General features: G+C 70.1%; 16 protein-coding genes and 1 tRNA gene. 14 read left to right on the top strand and 3 right to left on the bottom strand.

The window, feature by feature from the left end:
- Window positions 1-8 precede the first annotated feature (8 nt).
- The 14 genes from QHF84_RS04180 to QHF84_RS04115 all read left to right on the top strand — a co-directional run bounded on the left by QHF84_RS04180 (window position 9) and on the right by QHF84_RS04115 (window position 18,349).
- Window positions 9-974 (top strand): lysophospholipid acyltransferase family protein, encoded by a 966-nt coding sequence (locus QHF84_RS04180; protein ID WP_281311852.1) that lies wholly within the window; start codon window positions 9-11, stop codon window positions 972-974.
- A gap of 41 nt (window positions 975-1,015) precedes the next feature.
- On the top strand, window positions 1,016-2,701 hold the full coding sequence (locus tag QHF84_RS04175) for a DnaJ domain-containing protein (protein WP_281311851.1): 1,686 nt from the start codon (window positions 1,016-1,018) through the stop codon (window positions 2,699-2,701).
- 75 nt (window positions 2,702-2,776) lie between these two features.
- Window positions 2,777-4,606, top strand: coding sequence for a molecular chaperone DnaK (gene dnaK / locus QHF84_RS04170; RefSeq protein WP_281311850.1), 1,830 nt, complete (start codon window positions 2,777-2,779; stop codon window positions 4,604-4,606).
- A 28-nt stretch (window positions 4,607-4,634) separates the two neighbouring features.
- Window positions 4,635-6,164 (top strand): hypothetical protein, encoded by a 1,530-nt coding sequence (locus QHF84_RS04165; RefSeq protein ID WP_281311849.1) that lies wholly within the window; start codon window positions 4,635-4,637, stop codon window positions 6,162-6,164.
- A complete protein-coding gene (locus tag QHF84_RS04160) occupies window positions 6,161-8,224 on the top strand; it encodes a M1 family metallopeptidase (RefSeq protein ID WP_281311848.1) in 2,064 nt (687 codons plus the stop codon). Before QHF84_RS04165 ends, QHF84_RS04160 begins: the two co-directional genes overlap by 4 nt.
- A complete protein-coding gene (locus QHF84_RS04155) occupies window positions 8,221-9,312 on the top strand; it encodes a hypothetical protein (RefSeq protein WP_281311847.1) in 1,092 nt (363 codons plus the stop codon). Before QHF84_RS04160 ends, QHF84_RS04155 begins: the two co-directional genes overlap by 4 nt.
- Window positions 9,313-9,375: 63 nt before the next feature.
- Window positions 9,376-9,448 (top strand) — tRNA-Phe (locus QHF84_RS04150).
- Window positions 9,449-9,644: 196 nt separating this feature from the next.
- Window positions 9,645-11,072, top strand: a complete 1,428-nt coding sequence (locus QHF84_RS04145) for a carboxypeptidase-like regulatory domain-containing protein (RefSeq protein WP_281311846.1) — start codon at window positions 9,645-9,647, stop codon at window positions 11,070-11,072.
- 40 nt (window positions 11,073-11,112) lie between these two features.
- Window positions 11,113-12,267 (top strand): SUMF1/EgtB/PvdO family nonheme iron enzyme, encoded by a 1,155-nt coding sequence (locus tag QHF84_RS04140; RefSeq protein ID WP_281311845.1) that lies wholly within the window; start codon window positions 11,113-11,115, stop codon window positions 12,265-12,267.
- 94 nt (window positions 12,268-12,361) lie between these two features.
- Window positions 12,362-13,963, top strand: a complete 1,602-nt coding sequence (locus tag QHF84_RS04135; protein ID WP_281311844.1) for a serine/threonine protein kinase — start codon at window positions 12,362-12,364, stop codon at window positions 13,961-13,963.
- On the top strand, window positions 13,963-14,751 hold the full coding sequence (locus tag QHF84_RS04130; RefSeq protein WP_281311843.1) for a CDC27 family protein: 789 nt from the start codon (window positions 13,963-13,965) through the stop codon (window positions 14,749-14,751). Before QHF84_RS04135 ends, QHF84_RS04130 begins: the two co-directional genes overlap by 1 nt.
- A complete protein-coding gene (locus QHF84_RS04125) occupies window positions 14,751-15,455 on the top strand; it encodes a hypothetical protein (protein WP_281311842.1) in 705 nt (234 codons plus the stop codon). Before QHF84_RS04130 ends, QHF84_RS04125 begins: the two co-directional genes overlap by 1 nt.
- Window positions 15,456-15,501: 46 nt before the next feature.
- Entirely contained in the window at window positions 15,502-16,962 is a 1,461-nt protein-coding gene (locus QHF84_RS04120; protein ID WP_281311841.1) for a hypothetical protein, read from the top strand.
- Between the two features lie 7 nt (window positions 16,963-16,969).
- The gene (locus tag QHF84_RS04115) at window positions 16,970-18,349 is read left to right on the top strand and encodes a glycogen/starch synthase (protein ID WP_281311840.1); all 1,380 of its coding nucleotides are present in this window, start codon (window positions 16,970-16,972) and stop codon (window positions 18,347-18,349) included.
- Here the strand turns inward: QHF84_RS04115 and QHF84_RS04110 are convergent.
- The 3 genes from QHF84_RS04110 to QHF84_RS04100 form a co-directional block, all read right to left on the bottom strand.
- Window positions 18,315-18,827 carry a hypothetical protein gene (locus tag QHF84_RS04110; protein WP_281311839.1) on the bottom strand — a complete coding sequence of 171 codons (513 nt, stop codon included), beginning with the start codon at window positions 18,825-18,827 and terminating at the stop codon, window positions 18,315-18,317. The genes QHF84_RS04115 and QHF84_RS04110 overlap by 35 nt on opposite strands.
- Before the next feature lie 123 nt (window positions 18,828-18,950).
- Window positions 18,951-19,553: an HAD family phosphatase gene (locus QHF84_RS04105; RefSeq protein ID WP_281311838.1), complete on the bottom strand. Its 603-nt coding sequence runs from the start codon at window positions 19,551-19,553 to the stop codon at window positions 18,951-18,953.
- Between the two features lie 385 nt (window positions 19,554-19,938).
- Window positions 19,939-20,934, bottom strand: coding sequence for a zinc-dependent alcohol dehydrogenase family protein (locus QHF84_RS04100; protein ID WP_281311837.1), 996 nt, complete (start codon window positions 20,932-20,934; stop codon window positions 19,939-19,941).
- Window positions 20,935-20,961 lie beyond the last annotated feature (27 nt).

Below are 20,961 nucleotides of genomic sequence, written 5' to 3'. Positions count from 1 at the left end.
GCACGCGCGTGGCGAGCGAGGGGCCCGTCGCCGACGTACGCGAGGGAGGGACGTGGACCCCGCGGCAACGGCTGAAGAACGATGTCGTGTACGCGCTCGTGCGGGCCCTGCTCGCCTTCGCGTTGATCCTTCCGCGGCGCGCTCTCCGCGCGGTTTGTCGAGCGCTCGGGTTCGTCGCGTACTGCATCCTCCCGCGCACGCGTCGTATCGTCGCCGCGAGGCTCGAAGCTGGGCTCGGCAGCTCGAACGTTCGTACTCAAAGCGTCTTCACGACCGTCGCCGAAATGCTCGCCGACACGCTCGATCTCCTGCGACCGGGCGAGCGCGCGGGCGCGCGCCTCTCGCTCGATCCGGCGTCGCGCCGCGTGTTCGCGGACGCGCTCGCGGAGGGCCGTGGCGTGGTGTTCGTCGCGGCGCACCTCGGGCCCTGGGAGCGCATGGCCGCGCTCCTCGTCGAGGAGGGGTTTCCCGTCGCCACGGTCGCGCGCGAGAGCTACGACCCACGCTTCACCGAGCTCTACGAGCGGCTGCGTCGTCCGCGTGGCGTTCGTTCGCTCTATCGAGGTCGGCGCGGCGTCGCGCTCTCCATCGCGCGCGAGCTCGCGGAAGGCCGCGCCGTGGGATTTCTCGTCGACATCCCCGCGCGCGTACCTTCGATCACTCGACGCCTCTTCGGCGCCGATGTCCTCGTTCCGATCGGACCCGCGCGCATCGCGCTCGCGCGTCGAGCTGCGGTGGTGGTGGGCACGTGTGCGCCTGCTGCGTCGGCATCGGGTTCGTCGCACCCGAGCGTCTTGATCTCCCGGGTTCCCCTGGACGATCTTGGGCCGGAATCTTGCGCCGAGGACGTTCTCGTGACGAGAATCGCGGCGGAGCTCGAACGACGCATCGCGGCATGGCCGGAGGCGTGGCTCGGCGGCTTCGTGCCTCCCGGGCGTCCGGCTGCGTTGCGGCGCGCGCTCGATCCTCACTAGACTGAACGCTCGGTATCGCGTCCGCTACGTCCGGTTTCCCCATGGTGCGTGTTCCAAGGCCGGTGCCCGGGTGCGACATCAAGTCGCTGCCGCTCAGGCCCGACGAGGCATACCTGCTCTCGCGCATCGACGGCGTGGTGAGCGAGCGTGAGCTCTCGCTCATCACCGGTCTTTCGCAAGCCGAGGTGACGACCGCGCTGGATCGCCTCTTCGTGCTCGGCGCCGTCGACTTCAACGAGCCGAGGGCGCCGGTGTCCCGCCGCGCCCATCCGAGCGTGGCGCCGTCCTCGGGCGCCGCATCGACACGCGGAACCGAGGGCCCGTCGAGTCGCAGCTTCGAAGGTGGCTTCGGCGCCGGGCCGTCATCACGCAGGTTCGACCCGAGCGTCGACGCGCCGCCTGCGAGCCGCCGAAGCTTCGAACCCCTCGCGGATCTGCCGCCGCCGACCCGGCGCAGCATCGAGCTCTCGGCCGAGCGACGCAGCGGCGCCGACCCGGGCGTCGATGCGCCGCCCGTGACGCGTCGTGCGATCGAACTCACGGTCGAGCAGCCGCGGATCGTCGATCCGGAGCTCGAAGAGCCCGTCGATCTCGATCACGCGAAGAAGAAGCGCGTCCTCGAGCTCTACGACGCGCTCGACGAGCGCAACCACTACGAGCTGCTCGGGGTGAGCACCGACGCGGACAAGAAGCAGATCAAGAGCGCGTACTGGGTGCTCGCGCCGGAGTTCCACCCCGACAAGTACTTCCGGAAGAAGCTCGGCACGTACAAGCAGCGGATCGAGGCGATCTTCGACAGGCTCACGCTCGCGCACGACGTGCTCACGTCGAAGCAGCGCCGCGCGGAGTACGACGCGTACCTCGAGCAGACGCGGCGAAATCGGACGATGGCCGCGCTCCTCGAGCATGATCCGATGGACATCCCCGCGGTCGTCGCGGCGGCCGAGGACGGGCCGGCGAGCGGACCACCGACGTCGCCCGCGCGCCTCGTCGGCGAGGACGCCGCGAGCCCGGAGAGCGCGCGGATACGCCGGGTGCCCTTCAGCGCGAAGCTCGGATCGACGCCGCTTCGGCGCGCGGTGACCGACGCGGCGGGCGTGTCTTCCCCGCCTGCGACGCCTCCTCCGCCTGCGAATGATCCCTTCCGCCGCTACGACACGTCGCGGAACGAGGCGCGGCGTCTGCAGCTCGATCGGTACGTGCTGGCGGCGAAGGTGGCGCTCGAGCGGAGAGATCTCGCGGCCGCGGCGAACGCCTATCGGCTCGCGGTGGCGCTCGCGCCCGAGGACGAGGCCCTCGTGCGCAAGGCGGCCGAGATCCAGCAGCAGGCGGCGGCGGAGCTCGCGGAGGGCTTTTTGCGGCAGGCCGAGTACGAGGCGAGCCAGGGTCGCTGGTCGGAGGCGGCCATGAGCTTCGCGAATGTCTGCAAAGCAAGGGGAGACGACCCCCGGCCGCACGAGCGTGTCGCGTTTTGCACGCTCAAGACCGGCCAGAACAACCGGCGCGCCATCGATTTCGCCCGGCGCGCGGTGAAGCTTTCACCTGGTGTCGGCGAGTACAGGCTCACCCTGGCGCGGGCCTACATGGCCGCCGGGCTGGAGACGAGCGCGCGGGTCGAGATGGAGCGGGCCGCCGAGCTTTCGCCGAACGATGCTAGGATGCGTGAGGCGATCGCGCAGCTTCGCGCACAGATGAAGAAACCAGACGGCGCCGATCCGGAGAAATGATCCCCGACGGCAGCGGTCTCGCCGTACTTTTGCACGTCTCTTCCTGGCACCCCCCTCCACGGAGCACCTGAATCGATGGAGCGCGTCATCGGAATCGATCTCGGCACCACGAACTCGTGCGTGGCCATCGTCGAGGACGGCGTACCGACCGTCATCCCCAACCGCGGCGGTTACAAGACGACCCCTTCGATGGTGGCGATCACCGAGGCCGGCAAGCGCCTCGTCGGTCACATCGCGAAGCGGCAGGCGATCACGAACGCGGAGAACACGGTCTACGCCGCCAAGCGCCTCATCGGGCGCAAGTTCTCCTCGTCGCAGGTCAAGCACGCGACGCTCTCGGCGTCGTACCGGATCGTCGAGGGGCCGCACGGCGACGTGCGGATCCAGCTCCGGGACAAGACCTACTCGGTCCCCGAGATCAGCGCGATGGTGCTGCAGGAGATGAAGCTCTTCGCGGAGGACTACCTCTCGGAGCCCGTCACGAAGGCCGTCATCACCGTGCCCGCGTACTTCAACGACGGTCAGCGCCAGGCCACGAAGGACGCCGGGCAGATCGCGGGGCTCGACGTCATCCGCATCGTCAACGAGCCCACGGCCGCGGCGCTCGCGTACGGCTTCGAGCGCAACGTCGAGAAGACGATCGCGGTCTTCGATCTCGGCGGCGGCACGTTCGACATCTCCATCCTGGAGATCGGCGCGGGCGGCGTGTTCAAGGTCATCGCCACCGCGGGCGACACGTTCCTCGGCGGCGAGGACTTCGACGCGCGGATCATCGACTGGCTCGTGCAGGGCTTCCGCGATCAGACGAGCGTCGATCTCCGGCAGGATCGCATGGCGCTGCAGCGGCTCAAGGACGCCGCCGAGAAGGCCAAGTGCGAGCTCTCGGGCGTGCGCGAGACCGAGATCAACTTGCCGTTCATCATCTCGAGCGGGCGCAACGAGGCGCTGCACCTCCAGCGCACGCTGACGCGCGACGCGATGGAGTCGCTCTGCGGAGACCTCGTCGAGCGCTGCATCGAGATCTGCCGCCAGACGCTGGAGGACGCGCGTATCGAGCGCGAGGAGATCGAGGACGTGATCCTCGTCGGCGGCATGACGCGCATGCCGCGCGTGCAGGAGGCGGTGCGCCAGTTCTTCGGCCGCGAGCCTTGCAAGGGCGTGCACCCCGACGAGGTCGTCGCGCTCGGCGCGGCCGTGCAGGGTGCCGCGCTCGTCGACGAGTCGAAGCAGATGGTGCTGCTCGACGTCACGCCGCACGCGCTCGGCATCATGACGTACGGGTCGAACTTCGAGGAGCTCATCCCGATGAACACGACCGTGCCCACGAGCCGGTCGAAGATCTTCACGACGAGCCGCGACAACCAGACGGCCGTGAAGATCCTGGTCATGCAGGGCGAGAGCGCGCAGGCCGAGGGCAACGAGCTGCTCGGCGAGTTCGTCCTCACGGGGCTCCGGCGCGCGCCGAAGGGTCAGGTCGAGATCGAGGTGACGTTCGCCATCGACAGCGACGGCATCGTCTCCGTCGGGGCGAAGGACCTCGAGACCGGCCAGCAGCAGTCGATCCAGGTCACGGCTTCCAGCGGCCTCACGAAGGAGGAGGTCGGCGCGATGATGGAGGCCGCCAAGGAGTACCTCGTCGAGCGTCGCTCGAACGATGAGTTCGAAGGCGTCAAGCAGGAAGCCGAAAAGGTCATCGCGGACATCGAAAAGATGTTCCCGAAGGTACAGGCCATCGTTCAGTCCAGCGATTTCGGGCGCGACGCCATCGAGAAGGCGCGTGCCATCCTCGAGCGTTGCCGCGATGCGATCACCCGCAAGGATTTGACCGCGCTTCGTGGTCAGATGGACTCGCTCGCCCGCACGCACCGCATGTTCAAGGGCGTCATCGCCAGGCCGCAGGGGTGAGCACGGCGCTGCGCTTTTTCGGGGTGTGATGTCGCAAAAGCCTCCCGAACGATCGAACGAAGAGACCGGAGACGAGGGACCGGGCCCGGAAGGCAAGGGCTCGGCGGATCGCGGCGCGCGCAAGCCCGTCGTGCCGCGTGGCCTCGGCCTCGCCGGCGACACCGTGCGTCCGCCGCAGCCCGTGGTCTCGTTCGGCGACGCCGATCCACTGCCGGACTTCATTCAAGACCGCGAGACGCTGCCGCCGCCCATCCCGATGGAGCAGCTCGTCGAGCAGATGATGAAGCCCGACGTGGAGGAGGAGCCACGCGGCTTCTCCGCGGCCGCCGAGACGATCCCGCCGCCGGCGAGCGACGTGGACACGGTGCGGCCGCGCGGCGACGACGCGAAGACGATCCCGCCGCGCGGCGACGACACGATCCCGCCGCGGCGGCTGCACGAGGCGAAGACGGTCCCGCCGCGCGGCGACGACACCGAGCCGCCGGAGCGGGACGACGCGAAGACGATCCCGCCGCGCGGCGACGACACGGTCGACATGCGGCAGGACGATCTCGCCACGATGCCGCCTCCGCTGCTCGATCAGGACACGCTCCCGGGCATCGCGCCCGGCCTGCTCGAGGAGCACGAGCCGCTCTACCGCGGCATCGCTGCGCGCGAGTCGTCGTCATCGCTCACGGCGCGGGCCCTCGACACCGCGGAGGCCGTGTTCGAAGAGCTCGGCGTGGAGCTCTTCCGCGCGAGAGACACGCTCGAGACCGAACCGCCGCCGCGCACGCTCGAGACCGAGCCGCCGCGTTCGCGTCCGGTGGAAGAACCTCCGCGCTCGCGTCCGGTGGAAGAGCCGCCGCGCTCGCGCCCCGTGGAGGAACCTCCGCGCTCGCGGCCCTCGGACGAGTTCATGCGCCCGCGTGTGCCTGCGCCCGCGCCTCCGCCGACGCCCGAGGAGACGCCGCGTCCTCGCGCGACGGTCGACGATCGGCCGCGCCTCTCGCCGCGCTTGACGCCTCCGCGCACCGTGAAGCCCACGTTGGATGCGCCTCCGCCTCCGCCGCCGAGCAACGCGGGCGGTCGTCCCTCGCATCGCCGGCGCGGATCGGAGACGGGCACGCGCAGCAGCGAGTCGCTCATGTCGGGCGAGCGCTCCTCGCCCGTGCCGCACGTGCCCGTGAGCGAGCGGCTCAACGAGGTGCGGTCGCGGTACGAGGCGGGGGATCATCGCGGCGCGCTCGCGCTCGCGGAGGCGATCCTCTCGGACGCTCCGGACAACATCGGCGCGCTCAGCTACGCCGAGAGCTCGCGGCAGATCCTGAAGCAGAAGTACATGGCGCGTATCGGCGACATGAGCCTCGTCCCGCGCCTGCGTGCTTCCGTCGAGGAGCTCGCGCGGGGCCTCGACGAGCGCGGGCGCCTCGTCGTCGCGTCGATCGACGGTGTGGCCTCGATCGAGGACATCATCGGCGGCGCGGGCCTGCCGACGATCGAGGTGCTGCGGGTCATCCATGATCTGCTGGTGGCGCAGAAGCTCGAGCTCGTGACGTTCTCGAGAGGCAGACGATGAGCAAACGACAGGGGGGGCGGGGCGCGTGGGGGCGGACGCTCCTCGCGATCGTGGTGGGCCTCGGCGCGACGTACGGAGCGGCGCTCGCGGCGACCGCCGGTGTCTCGGCGGAGCCTTCGAGCGCGCCGGGCGTCGAGCTCGCCGAAGCCGTCATCCCGCCGAGCCCCGCGGGCTCCGGCGCGCTCGCCGCGTTTGCCGCCGAGCCCATGGCCGCGCACGCCGATCCCGTCGCGAGCTACACGCTGCGCGCCTCGCTCGATCCGAACCTCCACCAGGTGCGTGGCGAGGGCACGATCGTCTGGCGCAACGCCTCGCGCATCCCGCAGCGCGAACTCTGGCTGCACCTCTACCTGAACGCCTTCAAGAACGAGAAGACGAACTACATGCGGCAGCGCGCCCGCGGCTTCCGCGGCGGCGGCGCGCTCGCCGATTACGGCTGGATCCGCGTCTCCAAGCTCTTCGCGCGCGAACTCGACACGGAGCTCTGGGACAAGGCCGATCGCCACACGCCCGGCGATCCCGACGACGAGACCGACATCCGCGTCCCCTTGCCGCGCGCGATCGAGCCCGGCGAGACGCTCACGCTCGACGTCGCGTTCGTCTCCGATCTGCCGAGCGTCACGCTGCGGACCGGGTTCGACGAGAGCTTCCACATGGTCGCGCAGTGGTTTCCCAAGCTCGCGAAGATCGAGCCCGACGGGCGCTGGGCGCACTTCGCGTTCTATCGCTTCTCCGAGTTCTACGCGGACTACGGCAACTACGACGTCACCATCGACGCGCCCGAGCGTTACGTCATCGGCGCGACGGGCAGGCTCGACAAGGAGACCACGAAGGACGGCCGCGTCGAGCGGCGCTTCCTGCAGGAGGACGTGCACGACTTCGCCTTCACCGCGTGGGATCATTTCCGCGAGGTCACGGCGACGACGGCGGACGGCGTCGCGCTCCGTTGCCTCTATCCGCCGGGCTTCGATCGCGACGCCACGATCGAGCTCGACGCGGCCCGGTTCGGGCTCGAGCACTTCGGCGCGGCGTACGGCAAGTACCCGTACGGCACGCTCACGATCGTGCATCCGCCTCCCGGCGCCAGCGAGGCCGGCGGCATGGAGTACCCCACGCTGATCACCACGGGCGGCCCGTGGTGGCTGCCCGAGACGGGCGCGCGTGCCATCGAGGGCGTGACGATCCACGAGCTCGGGCACCAGTGGTTCTACGGGCTCGTCGCGACGAACGAGCATGCCTTCCCGTTCCTCGACGAGGGCCTCAACTCGTACGCGGAAGGCGAGTCCATGGAGGCGCGCTGGCCCGGCAATTCGGCGGCCCGCTTGCCCGGAGGCTTCGGCGTCGCGCTCCCCTCGGGCTACCGCGTCGCCGCCGCCGAGGTCGAGCACAACGAGGCCGTCGCGCAGTCCGCCGCGCGTTTCGCGAGCGGCAGCGACTACGGCTCGCTCGTCTACTCGCGCACGGCGACGATCTTGAACACGCTCGCCGGCGTCTACGGCCCCGATCGCGTCCGCGAGGCGATCGGCCGCTACACACGCCGCTACCGCTTCCGCCACCCTGGGCCCGAGGAGCTCCTCGGGATCCTCCGCGACACGATGGGCCCCGACGCCGAGCTCGCCACGCGCCAGGCGCTCTTCGAGCGCGGCTGGGTCGACTACTCCGTCGCCGAGCTCAGCTCGAACCGCATGGAGCCGGTCGGCGGCGTCTTCGGCGATCCGGACAAACCCTCGGCTGCGCCCGTGCTCGACACGTACGGCTACCGCGGCCGTGTCCTCGTCCGGCGCCACGGCACGCTCGTCTTTCCCGTCGACATCGACCTCGTGATGGACGACGGCTCGACGAAGCGCGTGCGCTGGGACGGCAAGGGCGTCACGCACGAGGTCGACTACGAGGGTGAGCGCAAGCTCGTCGCGGCCGTCATCGATCCCGAGCATCGCGTGCTGCTCGATGACGACCTTTTGAACAACGCGCAGAGCGATCGAGGCGGCGGTCCGGGTTCGCGTGTCCTCGAGCGTGGCATGTTCGGCGCCGAGCTCCTCCTCTGGCTCCTCGCTCCGTGAGCACCATGAACCACGCGGCCGAATCGATCGAAGACAGACCTCTCGCGCGCAAGCGCCCCGGGGTCGTGCTGCTCGTCTACGCCTTCCGCCTGGTCGCGGCGCTGCTCGTCGCGTGGCCTTTCGCGGTCACGCTCGGCGGCGCCGTCTCCGGTTACCCGCGCGGCGATGCCGTCCTCTTCGATCAAGGCGGCATGCTCCTCCTCGAAGCGCTGCGCCGATCGGCCGGCGCGCTCCGGCCGACGACGTCGAGCTCGCTCTTGCTCTTCGTCCTCGTCTGCTTCCTGAGCCTCTTGCCGCTCGCCGCGCTCCTCGGCGCGCTCGGCGCCAAGGGCCGCGTCACCGCCCGTGATCTCGGCGCGTGGGCGCTCCGCCCCATCGGCACCTTCTCGCTCTTGCTCGGCGCGGCTGCGATCGTGGAGGCGCTGCTCGGCGGCGTGGTGATCGCCGTCGGCAACGCCATCGCGCGCCGCGAGACCGTCGATCTGCGCGCCGCCGATCAGATCCGCATCGGCTTCGTCGCGTTCGCGGTCCTCCTCGTCCTCCTCGTCTCCGTCTTCCACGACCTCGCGCGTGTCGCGGCCGTGCGTGGCGAGCTCGGCATGCGCGCCTCCATCAAGCGCGCCTTCGCTGCCTTCCGGAGCGCGCCGCTCTCGCTCCTCGGCGGCTGGTCGTGGCGCGCGGCGCTCGGCGCTGCGCTCCTCGGCGTCGCGCTCGTCGCCGCCTCGCGCATCGGCGTCGAGCGCAAGCTGCAGGTCTTCGCCGGATTCTTGGTGCACCAAGCATCCGTGCTGGCGGTCTTCTTCCTCCGCGCGTCCTGGCTCGCGGCGGCCATCCGCCACGTCGATCGGGTCCTGCCGAAGCCCACGACGGAGCCCGTCGTCCCGGCCTCGCTGCCCGAAACACCCGCCGAAAACGACGGCGAACCTCCGCAGGCTGCGCCTCCCCCCGCGGAACATCCGGCCGAGCCTTCCGCGCCGCTCGGGCCCCTCGCGGAAACCCCCGAGGAAAACGCTTCTGCGGAGGCTTCGGACCCCGCGTCGGTTCGTCCCGAGGAAAAAGTTGTGACGGAAGAACGATTGGACGCTTGACTTAGGAAACGTTCCGCGTAACGTACGCGGTCCACGGGGCTTGCGAGAGCCACCGCGGAAAACGCCCAGGTAGCTCAGTTGGTAGAGCAGCGGATTGAAAATCCGCGTGTGGTTGGTTCGATTCCGACCCTGGGCACTACGTTTCGATTCCAGACGCTGCCTCCCCATCGAGGCGGCGTCTGTCGAGGGCATCACGTCAGCAGTGTGACGGCGATGCAGTGTTTCCCCGGCTGATGCAGAATGCAGATGGCCGGGTGGGCTGCGATCGCTGCCCTCGCCGGCGCTGGCTCGGGTTCTTTGCTTGGCGCCGCGGCGCCGGGAGAGGCAGCAACATGAGAGGCAAACACGCGGTTTGCGTGGGGATCGGCGCGACCTTGGCGATCCTCGTCGGGCTTTCGGCGGGCGCTTGCGGAGGCGGCGGCAGCTCGACCCCCACGGGCTCGGGCGGCTCGGCCGGCAGCGGGGCGCAAGGCGGCATGGGCGGCCAGGGCGGCACGGGCGCCGACGGCGTCGGCGGCGTCTTCACGGGCGGCGGACCGCCCTGCTCGAACCTCGAATGCCAGCAGGTCAGCTGCGCCGGCGGCGCCAAGACCACGGTGACCGGCAAGGTCTACGATCCGGCCGGCAAAACGCCGCTCTACAACGTCACCGTCTACATCCCGAACGAGGAGCTCAAGCCCCTGCCCGACGGCGCGAGCTGCGATCAATGCGGCTCCGTGCTCTCCGGTGACCCGGTGGTCACTGCGCTGACGGACACCGAGGGCAGGTTCGTCCTGGAAGACGTCCCCGTCGGCAAGGACATCCCGCTCGTGATCCAGGTCGGCAAGTGGCGCCGGAAGATCGTGCTGCCCGAGGTCACCGAGTGCGTCGACAACGCGCTCACCGACCCGCAGGTCACGCGCCTGCCGCGCAACCAGTCCGAAGGTGATATCCCGCGGATCGCGCTCACCACGGGCGGCGCCGATCCGCTCGAGTGCCTCCTCCGCAAGATCGGCATCGACGACGCCGAGTTCACGCCGGCCGACGGCCCCGGCCGCGTCCAGCTCTTCTCGGGCCCGGGCGGCTCGAACAAGTACGCCGCGGGCCTGAACAACGGCGCCACGTTCGCCTCCGCGACCACGCTCTGGGGCACGGTCGACAGCCTCAAGAAGTACGACGTCCTCCTCATGGCCTGCGAGGGCAACCAGAACGGCGGGCAGAAGCCTGCGTCCGCGCGGCAGGCCTTGTTCGATTACGCCTCGCAGGGCGGGCGCATCTTCGCCTCGCACTGGCACAACTACTGGCTCGAAGAGGGCCCCGAGCCCTTCCCGCAGACGGCGGTCTTCAACCACCAGGCCGACCTCGCGAACCCCTTCACCGCGAAGATCGACGACACCTTCCCCAAGGGCGCCGCGCTCCGCGACTGGCTCGTCAACGTGAACGCTTCGACCACCGCCGGCGAGCTCGTCATCAAGGAAGGACAACACACGGTCGACGAGGTCAACCCGGCCATCTCGCGCCGCTGGATCTACGGAGAAAACCCGGGCTCGGTCCAGTACCTCACGTTCAACACGCCGATCGGCGTCGCCGAGGAGAACCAGTGCGGGCGCGTCGTCTTCAGCGACATCCATGTCTCGTCGGGCGACGAGATCGGCGTCGCGTTCCCGAACGGCTGCAAGACGACGGATCTCTCGCCGCAGGAGAAGGCGCTGCTCTTCATGCTCTTCGACCTCTCGGCTTGCATCCAGCCCGACGACGAGCCGCCCGTCCCGCCGAAATGAGGCTGGCGCCGGATCCCTGCTCGACTAAGGGAGGGCGGGTATGCGGATCGTCTCGTCCCTCCCTTCGATCGTCGCGGCCGTCGTGTTCATCGCCGCGTGTTCCGCCGCCACGCCCGAGCCCGTGACGGCCGGCCCTCCGCCGCCGGCCCCGCCCCCCGCGCCGCCTCCCGCGGCCGCGATCCCCGCTGACAAGCCCGCGGACGTGGCGCCTGCAGACACGACGGCGAAGCCCGCCGATCCGCCCCCCGCCACGAGCGCCATGGCCACGCCTGCGCCCACGCCCGTGCCTTCCGCCGAGCCCTCCGCTTGCCCTCCCGACATGAAGCTCGTCGAGGGCGAGTACTGCACGGAGGTCGAGCACAAGTGCAAGAAGAGCTGGTTCGACAAATCGAACAAGAAGACCGTGTGCGAGGAGTTCGAGCCCACGAGCAAGTGCGTCGGCAAGAAGGTGAAGAAGCGCTACTGCGTCGACACCTATGAATGGCCGAACCAGAAGGGCGTGCGGCCCGAGGTGATGAACCGCTTCCACCAGGCGCAGATCAAGTGCGCCTCCGTGGGCAAGCGCATGTGCACCGAGTCCGAGTGGAACTTCGCGTGCGAGGGCCCCGAGATGAAGCCCTTCCCGCACGGCTACGTCCGTGATGCCGCCAAGTGCAACGGCGACCACCTCTGGGACGATCCCAACATGAAGAAGGTCGCCGCGCGTGATGGCGACGAGCTGGCGCGCCTCTGGAAGGGCGTGCCGAGCGGCTCGCAGCCGAACTGCATCAGCGACTTCGGCGTCGCCGACATGCCGGCCAACACCGACGAGGTCGTCGCGAGCGAGCAACCCAAGGGCTCACGCCACGCGCTCTACGACAGCGTCCACACCGGCGGCCCTTGGTACAAGGGCGTCCGCAACCAGTGCCGCCCCAAGGTCTACACGCACGACGAGGACTTTTATTACTACTTCCTGAGCTTCCGCTGCTGCGCGGAGGCCGACGGCAAAGCCACCGATCCGCGTACGCCGTGGCAGATCCGGGACAAGTGGACGATCCAGAAGGTCGAGAAGCGGGCCGGGTTCACCATCGCCGAGATGCAGAAGAAGCTCGACGCGAAGAAGCAGGGCCAGTGCACCTGCGCCGCGCACGACATCCTCTGCAAGACCATGTGCGGCACGTTGCTCGGCCCCGGCGCGGTCGACGCGAAGCACTGACCGACAAGTCAGTCGGGCAGCCGAGTTACCGCCCCGAGGTGCGGATCGCCGGGGGTTTGTGGCGGGAGCGCCAAAGGTGTACCGTGGCGTTCCCATGTCGGAGTCCCAGGACGTCCCCGAGCGCCTCGGTCGCTACGAGATCGTAGAGCGACTCGCGTCCGGCGGCATGGGAGAGGTCTTCATCGCGCGTTTCGTCGCGCCCGGCGGCTTCGTCAAAGCGGTGGCGGTCAAGCGCATCCACCCGCACCTCGCCGAGGACGAGACCTTCATTCACATGCTGCACGACGAGGCCAACGTCGCTGCGGCCATCCGGCACCCGAACATCATCTCGACGATCGACGTCGGCTTCGAGGCCGGCAACCACTTCGTCGTCCTCGATTACGCGAACGGCGACCCGCTGCAGCGCATGCTGCGCGACGTCCGGAAGAACCACGGCACGGCGTTCCCCGACTGGATGGTCGCCTGGATCGGCGCCGAGGTCGCCTCCGCGCTGCACGCCGCGCACGAGGCGAAGAACCTCGAAGGCGAGTCGCTGGAGATCATCCACCGCGACGTTTCGACCTCCAACGTGATCCTCTCGGACGCGGGTCACCCCATGCTCTTCGACTTCGGCGTCGCGAAGGCGAAGCAGCGCATGGTGCAGACGTCGCACGGCGAGCTGAAGGGCAAGCTCCCGTATATGGCCCCCGAGACGTTCCGCGGCGAGGCCGTGGATCGGACCGTCGACGTCTTCAGCCTCGGCGTCATGCTCTACGAGCTCTGCACGGGCAACTCGCCCTTCGCGCGGAACTCGGATCTCGAGACGATCATGGCGCTTCAGAGCGCCGTCGTGGAGCCGCCGAGCCGCGTGCGCGACGTGATCCACGAGTCGCTCGATCCCATCGTGATGCGCACGATGGCCCGGGATCGAGCCGAGCGATATCCGACGGCCCTCGCCGTGGAGAACGATCTGCGCGCCTGGGCGCGCGCCCGCGGCGCTCCGCACGACGCCGCTTCCGCCGCGGCTTGGATCGCCGAGACCTTCCCGGATCGGTGCGCCTGGCGAAAGGGCTTGCTCGCGCGCGTGGCGAACAGCGCGCCGCACACGCGCGCGCAGATGGGCTCGTCGCCGCGCCTCAACACGTTGACGCCGGGCGTGGTCACGCCGCCGCCCTCGCGCCCCTCCGGGCAGCTCCAGACGCCGGTCGGAGTCGTGCGCGTGGGGACGCTGAACCCGGGGCAAGTCCCGCAGATCCCCGCGCCGCAGGGGAACACGCCGGCGCCGAGCAGCTACGTGCCGTTCCAGCTCGGCCCGGAGCCGAGCGCGTCGATCCCGGGCCTCGCGCAGAGCGACCCGCACGTGCTCGCGCCGGACACGCCTCCGCCGCGCGGCGCGGTGTCGACGGTGCACGTCGTCCTCGGCGTGCTCGTCATGCTGCTCCTCGGCGGCGGCGCGCTCGTCCTCTTCCGCTCGGGAGGCGGCGACGGAGCCGAGGCCTCGGCCGCGGCGCCGCCGTCGGCCGTCTCGCCCGTGCCTGCGCCGTCGCCTTCGGTCCTGCCGGCCACGCTCGCCGTGCCTTCGTCTTCGGCGGCGCAGGCCCCGTCGGCCACGCCTTCCGCGAAGCCCGGCGCGACGTCTCCGAAGACGGGCTCGACGCCTGCGCCCGCGTCGACCTCGCTCAAGAAGGGCGGACCTCTCGTTCGGAGCTACGACTGATGCGTCGTTCGCCGCTGCGATGGCTCTCCATCGCCCCTTTTGTCGCGTGCTTGCTCGTCGCGCCCGCCGTGCTCGGGGCAGGCCCCGCCAAGCCCACGCCCGAGCAGCGCGAGGCGCGCGCCCTCTTCGATCAGGGCCTCGCGCTCAGCGACGAGGGCAAATGGGCCGAGGCGCTCGAGGCCTTCCGCAAGTCCGACGACATCAGCCCTTCGACGAGCGTCCGCTTCAACATCGCCGCCTCGCTCCGCGCGCTCGGCCGCTACGTCGAGGCGCGTGACACCCTCGACGGCGCGGTCACCGACGCCGAGGCGCGCAAGGTGCCCATCAAGCCCGCGCTCAAGACCGAGATCGACAAGCTCCGCGAGGAGGTCATCGGCAAGATCGTCCGCCTCGAGCTCCAGAAAAGCCCCGCGGACGCGGAGGTCACCGTCGACGGCGCGCCCATGAAGCTCGCCTCCGACGGCCGCGCCGAGCTCGATCCCGGCAAGCACGTGTTCGTGATCAGCGCCAAGGGCCACGACACGACCACGGTCACGAAGAGCCTCTCGCAGGGCGACACCTCCCTCCTGCTCACCGCGCCGCGGAGCGCGAGCACGGAAGCGCCCAAGCCCCAGGAACCGCCCTTCTACAAGCGCGGCTGGTTCTGGGGCACGGTGGGCGGCGTCGTGGGCGTCGCCGCCGCGGTGACCGTCATCGTCGTGGTCACGCGCCCCGGCGAGACGCCTGCGACGGCCGGGCCTCCGACGAGCACGATCGATCGCGTCTTTCCTGCGACCGTGAGGTTCTGATGCAGGGCGCCCCTCGCGACATGCCCCCGGCTCGCCGTCGCGCGGCGTTCGCGCTCGCGCTCGGCGCGCTCCTCCCCGTGGCCACCGGCGTGATCGTCTCCGCGTGTGGATCGGACGTCGCCGAGGATCCGAGTTACCTCCTCGTCGAGCTCGTCCCCGTCGAGTCGCCTGCGAAGCCCGGCGCGGCGCGTGTCGTGGTCACGAAAGGCACCACCGAGATCGCCGCGCTCTGCGTCAACCTCGCGGGGGACAGCCCGGCGAGCTTCGTCCTCAAGCGCGACGCGGGCAAACCTGCTTCGGATCGCATCGACATCGAGGTCCTCTCGTTCGCGACCTTGAAGGGCCAGGAGAACGCGGGGCCGGGCAAGGAGTTCGCTTGCCCGCCGGCGCTCCCGCCCCTCCTCGGCGACGTGCAGACCATCAACGTCGACTTCTGCGAAGCGCAGACGCGCAAGCTCGTCTTCCACGTCGGCTCCGTGTGTGGATGCGAGGACGGAGACGCGGGGACCGGCGACGACGCGGGTGACGCGAGCATCGACGACGCGGGCGGCAGCGACGGCGGTGACGTCGACGCGGGGCCGTCCTCGTGTGGATGCGCGTCCGGCTTCTCGTGCGGCGTGGGCCTCACGACCACGGGCCAGACGTGCGCGCCTTCGACGTGTTGCGGCGCGAGGCTCTCCTCGGCTTGCGCGCTCGGTACCTGAGCCCGCTGGCATTGCGCGCGCGCCGCGATCGGCGCGACCATGAGGCATGTCTCGGCCGCCCGCTCCTCTCGCGCTCCGCGGCGTCCTCCTCGCGGCGCTCGCCCTCCTCCTCGTCGTGTTCGGTTTGCATTGCGGCAGCGACGTCGAGCCGCAGACGACCACCGACGTCACGCTCGTGATGGGCGTCGGCACCGAATGCGCGGCGCGCCTGCGCGCGGTCACGATGAAGGTCGAGACCGGGGAGCGCGTCGACGTCACCGAGACCATCCTCGTCGCGAGCGCGGCCGAGCTCCCCGTCGCGCGCCGCATCTCGCTCTCGGATCCCGAGGGCACGAAGCACCGCGCCTCGGCTGCGTTCGACCTCGCGCGGGACGACGGTTTCACCGTCACGGAGACGATCTTCACCGAGTTCCCCGCGGGCACGACGGGCGTGATCCCGCTCAGCCTGCCGTGTGTTTGTCTCGAGCATCCTTGCCCCACGGGGTACGTGTGCGTCGAGGATCCTCCGGGCAGCGGCGAGCCTTCTTGCGCCCCGCAGCCGAACTGCGGCGACGGCGCGTGCGTGCCCGGCGAGTCGTGCGGCACTTGTCTCGCCGACTGCCCGTGCAACTGCGGCGACACCGTCTGCGAAGGCACCGAGACGTGCGCGAGCTGTCCGGGCGATTGCGGCAAGTGCTGCGGCAACGGCACGTGCGACACGGGCTTCAGCGAGAACTGCGCGAACTGCGCGCAGGACTGCGGCGCTTGTTGCCCGAACGGCACGTGCGACACGAGCCTCGGCGAGAACTGCTCCACCTGCTCGCAGGACTGCGGCGCGTGCTGCGGCGACGGCGCCTGCAACTTCGGCGAGACGTGCTCGACGTGTTACGGCGACTGCGACTGCTGCGGCAACGGCACCTGCGAGCCGGACGAGGTCCTCTGCGGCGCGTGCGTCGAGGACTGCGGCGGCTGCCCCAACTGCGGCGACGGCGTCTGCCAGAACTTCGAGAACCACGACAAGTGCCCGACCGACTGCCCCGCAGGCTGCGGCAACGGCAACTGCACGGCCGGCGAGACGAAGTCGAACTGCCCCAAGGACTGCGGCGAGGTCTGCGGCAACAAGTCCTGCGGCGGCACCGAGAACTGCTCGACCTGCGCGGCGGACTGCGGCGCTTGTTGCGGCAACGCCAAGTGCGACTTCGGCGAGACGTGCCTGACCTGCCCGGCGGACTGCACCGGCGCGTGTTGCGGCAACGGCGCTTGTGAGAGTGGCGAGACGTGCACGAGCTGCGTCGCGGACTGCGGGCCCAAGTGCGGCGACGGCGTCTGCCACTGCAGCGAGGCCGTGAGCTGCCCGGAGGACTGCACCGGCTTCTGCGGCGACGGCCTCTGCCAGCCGTTCGAGACCGCGTGTGATTGCGCCGCGGATTGCGGCGTGTGCGCTGGCACCTGCGGCGACGGCGTCTGCACCAAGGGCAGCGAAACCGCGTGCACGTGCCCCGCGGACTGCGGCAAGTGCCCGCCGTGAAACGCCCGTGAAGATCCTCCACGTCGCGGCCGAGCTCGCGCCCGTCGTCCGCTTCGGCGGCATCGCGGACGGCGTCGCCGGGCTAGCCCGCGCCCTCGCGCGCCTCGGCCACGACGTCACCGTCGTGATCCCCGCGCCTCCGAACATGCCGCTCGATCCGCAGATCCCGATCGCGCCCGGCGTCCGCGCGCGTGTCGTCTCGATCCCCGACGTCCCCGCGCACCTCGGCGTCTACGGCCGCGAGGGCGACGGCGAGCACGAGAACGCGCGTCGCTTCGCGCTCTTCGCGCGCGCCGCCGCGGCGATGGCCCGGGACTTCGACGTCGTGCACGTGCACGACTGGCCCGGCGCGGCCGTCCCGTACCTCCTCCGCGAGGCTTCGGGCCCTCGCCCGCGCACGGTGCTCACGATCCACAACCTCGCGTTCCAGGGCATCTTCCCGGAGGAGACGCTCGCGCTGCTCGGCCTCGATGCCTCGCACTTCCGGCCCGACGCACTCGAGTTCCACGGCCGCGTGAACCTGCTCAAGGCCGGCATCCTCGCGGCCGACGCCGTCACCACGGTCTCGCCCACGTACGCGCGCGAGATCCTCGATCCTGCATACGGCGAGCTGCTCGACGGCGTGCTCCGCGCGCGGGCTTTGCGCGAGGGCCGCGGCGTGCTCGGCATCGTCAACGGCATCGACGTCGAGGCCTGGGATCCGGCGCGGGATCCGGCGCTCGCCGCGCCGTTCGGCCCCGACGATCTCGCGGGCAAGGCCCTCTGCAAGCGCGCCTTCCTCGCGGAGATCGGCCTCGATCCGGAGGGCACGCGCCCGCTCGTCGCCTCGCTCGGCCGCGTCGTCCCGCAGAAAGGCGCCGACCTCGTCGCGGCCGCGATCCCCGCGCTCTGCCGCGCCGGCGTGACCGTCGTCGTGGCCGGCGCCGGTGACGAACCGCTCGAACGCGCCCTCGCCGACGCGGCCGCCGCGCACCCGGCGCATGCGCGTTTCCTCGGCCCCGTCTCCGACGAGCGCGCGCGTCGCCTCCTCGCGGCCGCGGACCTCTTGATCATGCCCTCCCGCTTCGAGCCTTGTGGCGTCGTGCAGCTCGAAGCCCAGCGCTACGGCGCCGTCCCCGTCGCGCGGCGCACGGGCGGCCTCGTGGACACGCTCGTCGACGAAGACGCGCATCCGGGCCGCGGAACGGCTTTCCTCTTCGATGCGCCGACCGCGGACGCGCTCGTCCTCGCGGTCCGCCGCGCTCTTGCGCACCTCGGCACCTCGGACGGCGCGTCGTTACGCCGTCGTGTGCTTCGTGCCTCGCCGGGATGGGATCGACCGGCGAGCCTCCATGCGCACCTCTATGGTCGGCTCAGTGCGTCGGGAACGGGTCCGTGTACCGCATGAAGCGCCGCAGGTAGGGCGTGTCGAACTGCACCTTCGTGATCCGCTCGGCCGCGATCAGCGTCGGTGACTCGTCCCAGCGCCCGAGCGCGTCCACGTAATGCAGCACGATCGTCTCCTCGCCGATCTCGAGCAGCCGACCGAGGAAGAAGTCGCCGTCGTCGTCGCCCTCGTCCTCGCACTCGACGATCACGTCGGCGTGGTGCGACTGGATGGAGCGCAGCGCTGCGGGGAAGCCGCGGAGATCGACCTCGAATGGCAGGCGTAGCCCGCCGAGCAGGCCTTCGCTGCGGAGCATGCGGTCCCAGTGCTCTTCGTGGGGGCCACGCTCGTGGGCGAGCACGTCTTCCAGGCGGAAGAGGGTGTAGCCGTCGGGTTCGAAGTCATCGAAGCAGTGGATGAGCCCGAGCTCGGGCCCGAGGCCGAGGAGGTACCCGTGCAGCGACGGCTCGCCCGACAGGCGTCGCTCGAGGCGAATCATTTTCCCCGTCCCAACGTGCTCGATCAGCGACGCGTACATGGCTCTCCGCGGATGAACCCTGCAGAACAGCGCCAGCATAGAAGCAGCGGTGGAAGGCCTGCAAGATTCCGCGCGCGTGTTTGCCTAGGGCGCGACGAGCCCACGCCGCGCGAGCTCTTCGCGTAGCTTCTCGGCGCCGTCGAACTCGATCGCTTGCATGCCGACGGCGCGGGCGCCCTCGCAGTTCTTGTCGCGATCGTCGATGAAGAGCGCCTGCTCGGGCTGCTCGGCGAGCCTTCGACAGGGGACGAGGTAGGCCTCGGGATCGGGCTTGCGTGCGCCGGTCTCGTACGAGACGAACGCGCCGTCGAGGAGCGTGTCGAGTGCGCAGCGCTCTGCGATCCAGGCGTACCAGGGTGGATAGTTCGAGAGTGCGTAGAGCCGCACGTCGGGCGCGCTTCGGCGCAGGTCCGTGAGTAGCTCGTGGATGCCGGGGAGCAGGGTGTAGCTCTCGCGAACGACCTTGCAGAAGCCTTCGGCGTCGAAGGAGCGACCGGGCAGGAACAGGTCGAGGAAGGTGCGCTCGTCGATACGCCCGAGCTCGAAGTCGACCCAGGCCGTGGGGTGCTTGTACCGGAGCAGCTCGGGCAGGGTCATCCCGAGGAAGGAGGGCATGACGTCGTGGAAGGGGTCGCGGACGAGCGTGTCCATGACGTCGAAGAAGACGAGCCGCGGCCTCGGAGACACGACGGGAGGATGGCAGGGGGCGGCGGGGTGGGGAAGGGGAGGCGGCGAAGAGCTGAGCGAAGCCGATTCGCTGGGGCGTTGCCCCAGGCCCCAGCAGGGGCTATCCGCCCCTGCACCCGGACCAGCGCAAGCGCTGGACTCGGGGTCGATGAACTGCGCGATGCGCAGTTCATCGAACAGGCCGCGTCAAGACAGGCGAGCGATCCTGCCAACCAGGGCCGGTTCGATGGGCAACGCCGTCGATGGTCTTGCCACCGGCCTGTGGGAAGAACTGCGCATCGCGCAGTTCTTCCCCAAATGGTCCAGCGCTGGCGCTGGTCCGGGTCGAGGGGCGGACAGCCCCCGCGGGGTCCGGGGCGGCGCCCCGGCGCGACGCTTCGCCCCCTTACTCGACCACCAGGACTGCGGCCCCCGAGAATCGCCCGTGCCGTAAATCCGAGAGCGCCGCCGCGCCCTCTTCCAGCGGATAGACGTTCACCTCGGTCTGCACGGGCACCTGGGGCGCGAGCGCCAGGAACTCCTCGCCGTCTCTCCGCGTCAGATTCGCTACGGACCTGAGCACGCGCTCGCCCCATAGAATCGAATACGGGAACGAAGGGATGTCGCTCATGTGGATTCCTCCGCAGACCACGGTCCCTCCTTTTCGTACGGCGCGCAGCGCGGCCGGCACGAGCTCCCCCGCGGGCGCGAAGATCAACGCCGCGTCGAGCTCCACGGGGGGCGGCTCGTTCGATGCGCCTGCCCATTCTGCTCCCATGTGCAGGGCGAATTCTTTTGCCTTCTCGTCGCCCTCCCTCACGAAGCCGAACACGCGCCGCCCCTGGTATCGCGCTACTTGCACCACGAGATGTGCTGCTGCGCCGAATCCGTAGATGCCGATGCGCTCGGCGTCTCCTGCCATTCGTAGCGTTCGATAGCCGATGAGACCGGCGCAGAGCAATGGGGCTGCTTGCAGGTCTGGGTATCCTTCTGGGATGGGGAAACAATAGCGGGCGTCGGCGACGGCTCGCTCGGCGAATCCGCCGTCGATCTGGTAGCCGGTGAAGCGCGCTTGGTCGCACAGGTTCTCGCGGCCGGCGAGGCAGTGGGCGCATTTTCCGCAGGTGAAGCCGAGCCAGGGCACGCCTACACGCGCGCCGGGGGAAAAGCGGGGGGGATGGCCTGGGAGCGGCACTTCTGCGAGAACTTTGCCCACGATTTGATGGCCGGGTATGAGGGGGAGTTTGGGGTCGGCGAGCTCGCCGTCGAGGATGTGGAGGTCTGTCCGGCAGACTGCGCAGGCTCGCACGCCGAGGAGCACTTGGCCTGGGCCGGGCGTGGGGTCGGGACGCTCGACGAGCTCGAGTGGGCGGTGGGGCTCGGTCAGGACCAGGGCGCGCATGTGCAGAGCATATCGGTTCGTGGGCTC

The organism is Polyangium sp. y55x31 (assembly GCF_029946505.1).
GTDB lineage: Bacteria > Myxococcota_A > Polyangia > Polyangiales > Polyangiaceae > Polyangium.
The sequence above is the reverse complement of the archived record's forward strand: the minus strand, read 5'-3'. Positions and strand labels throughout refer to the sequence as shown.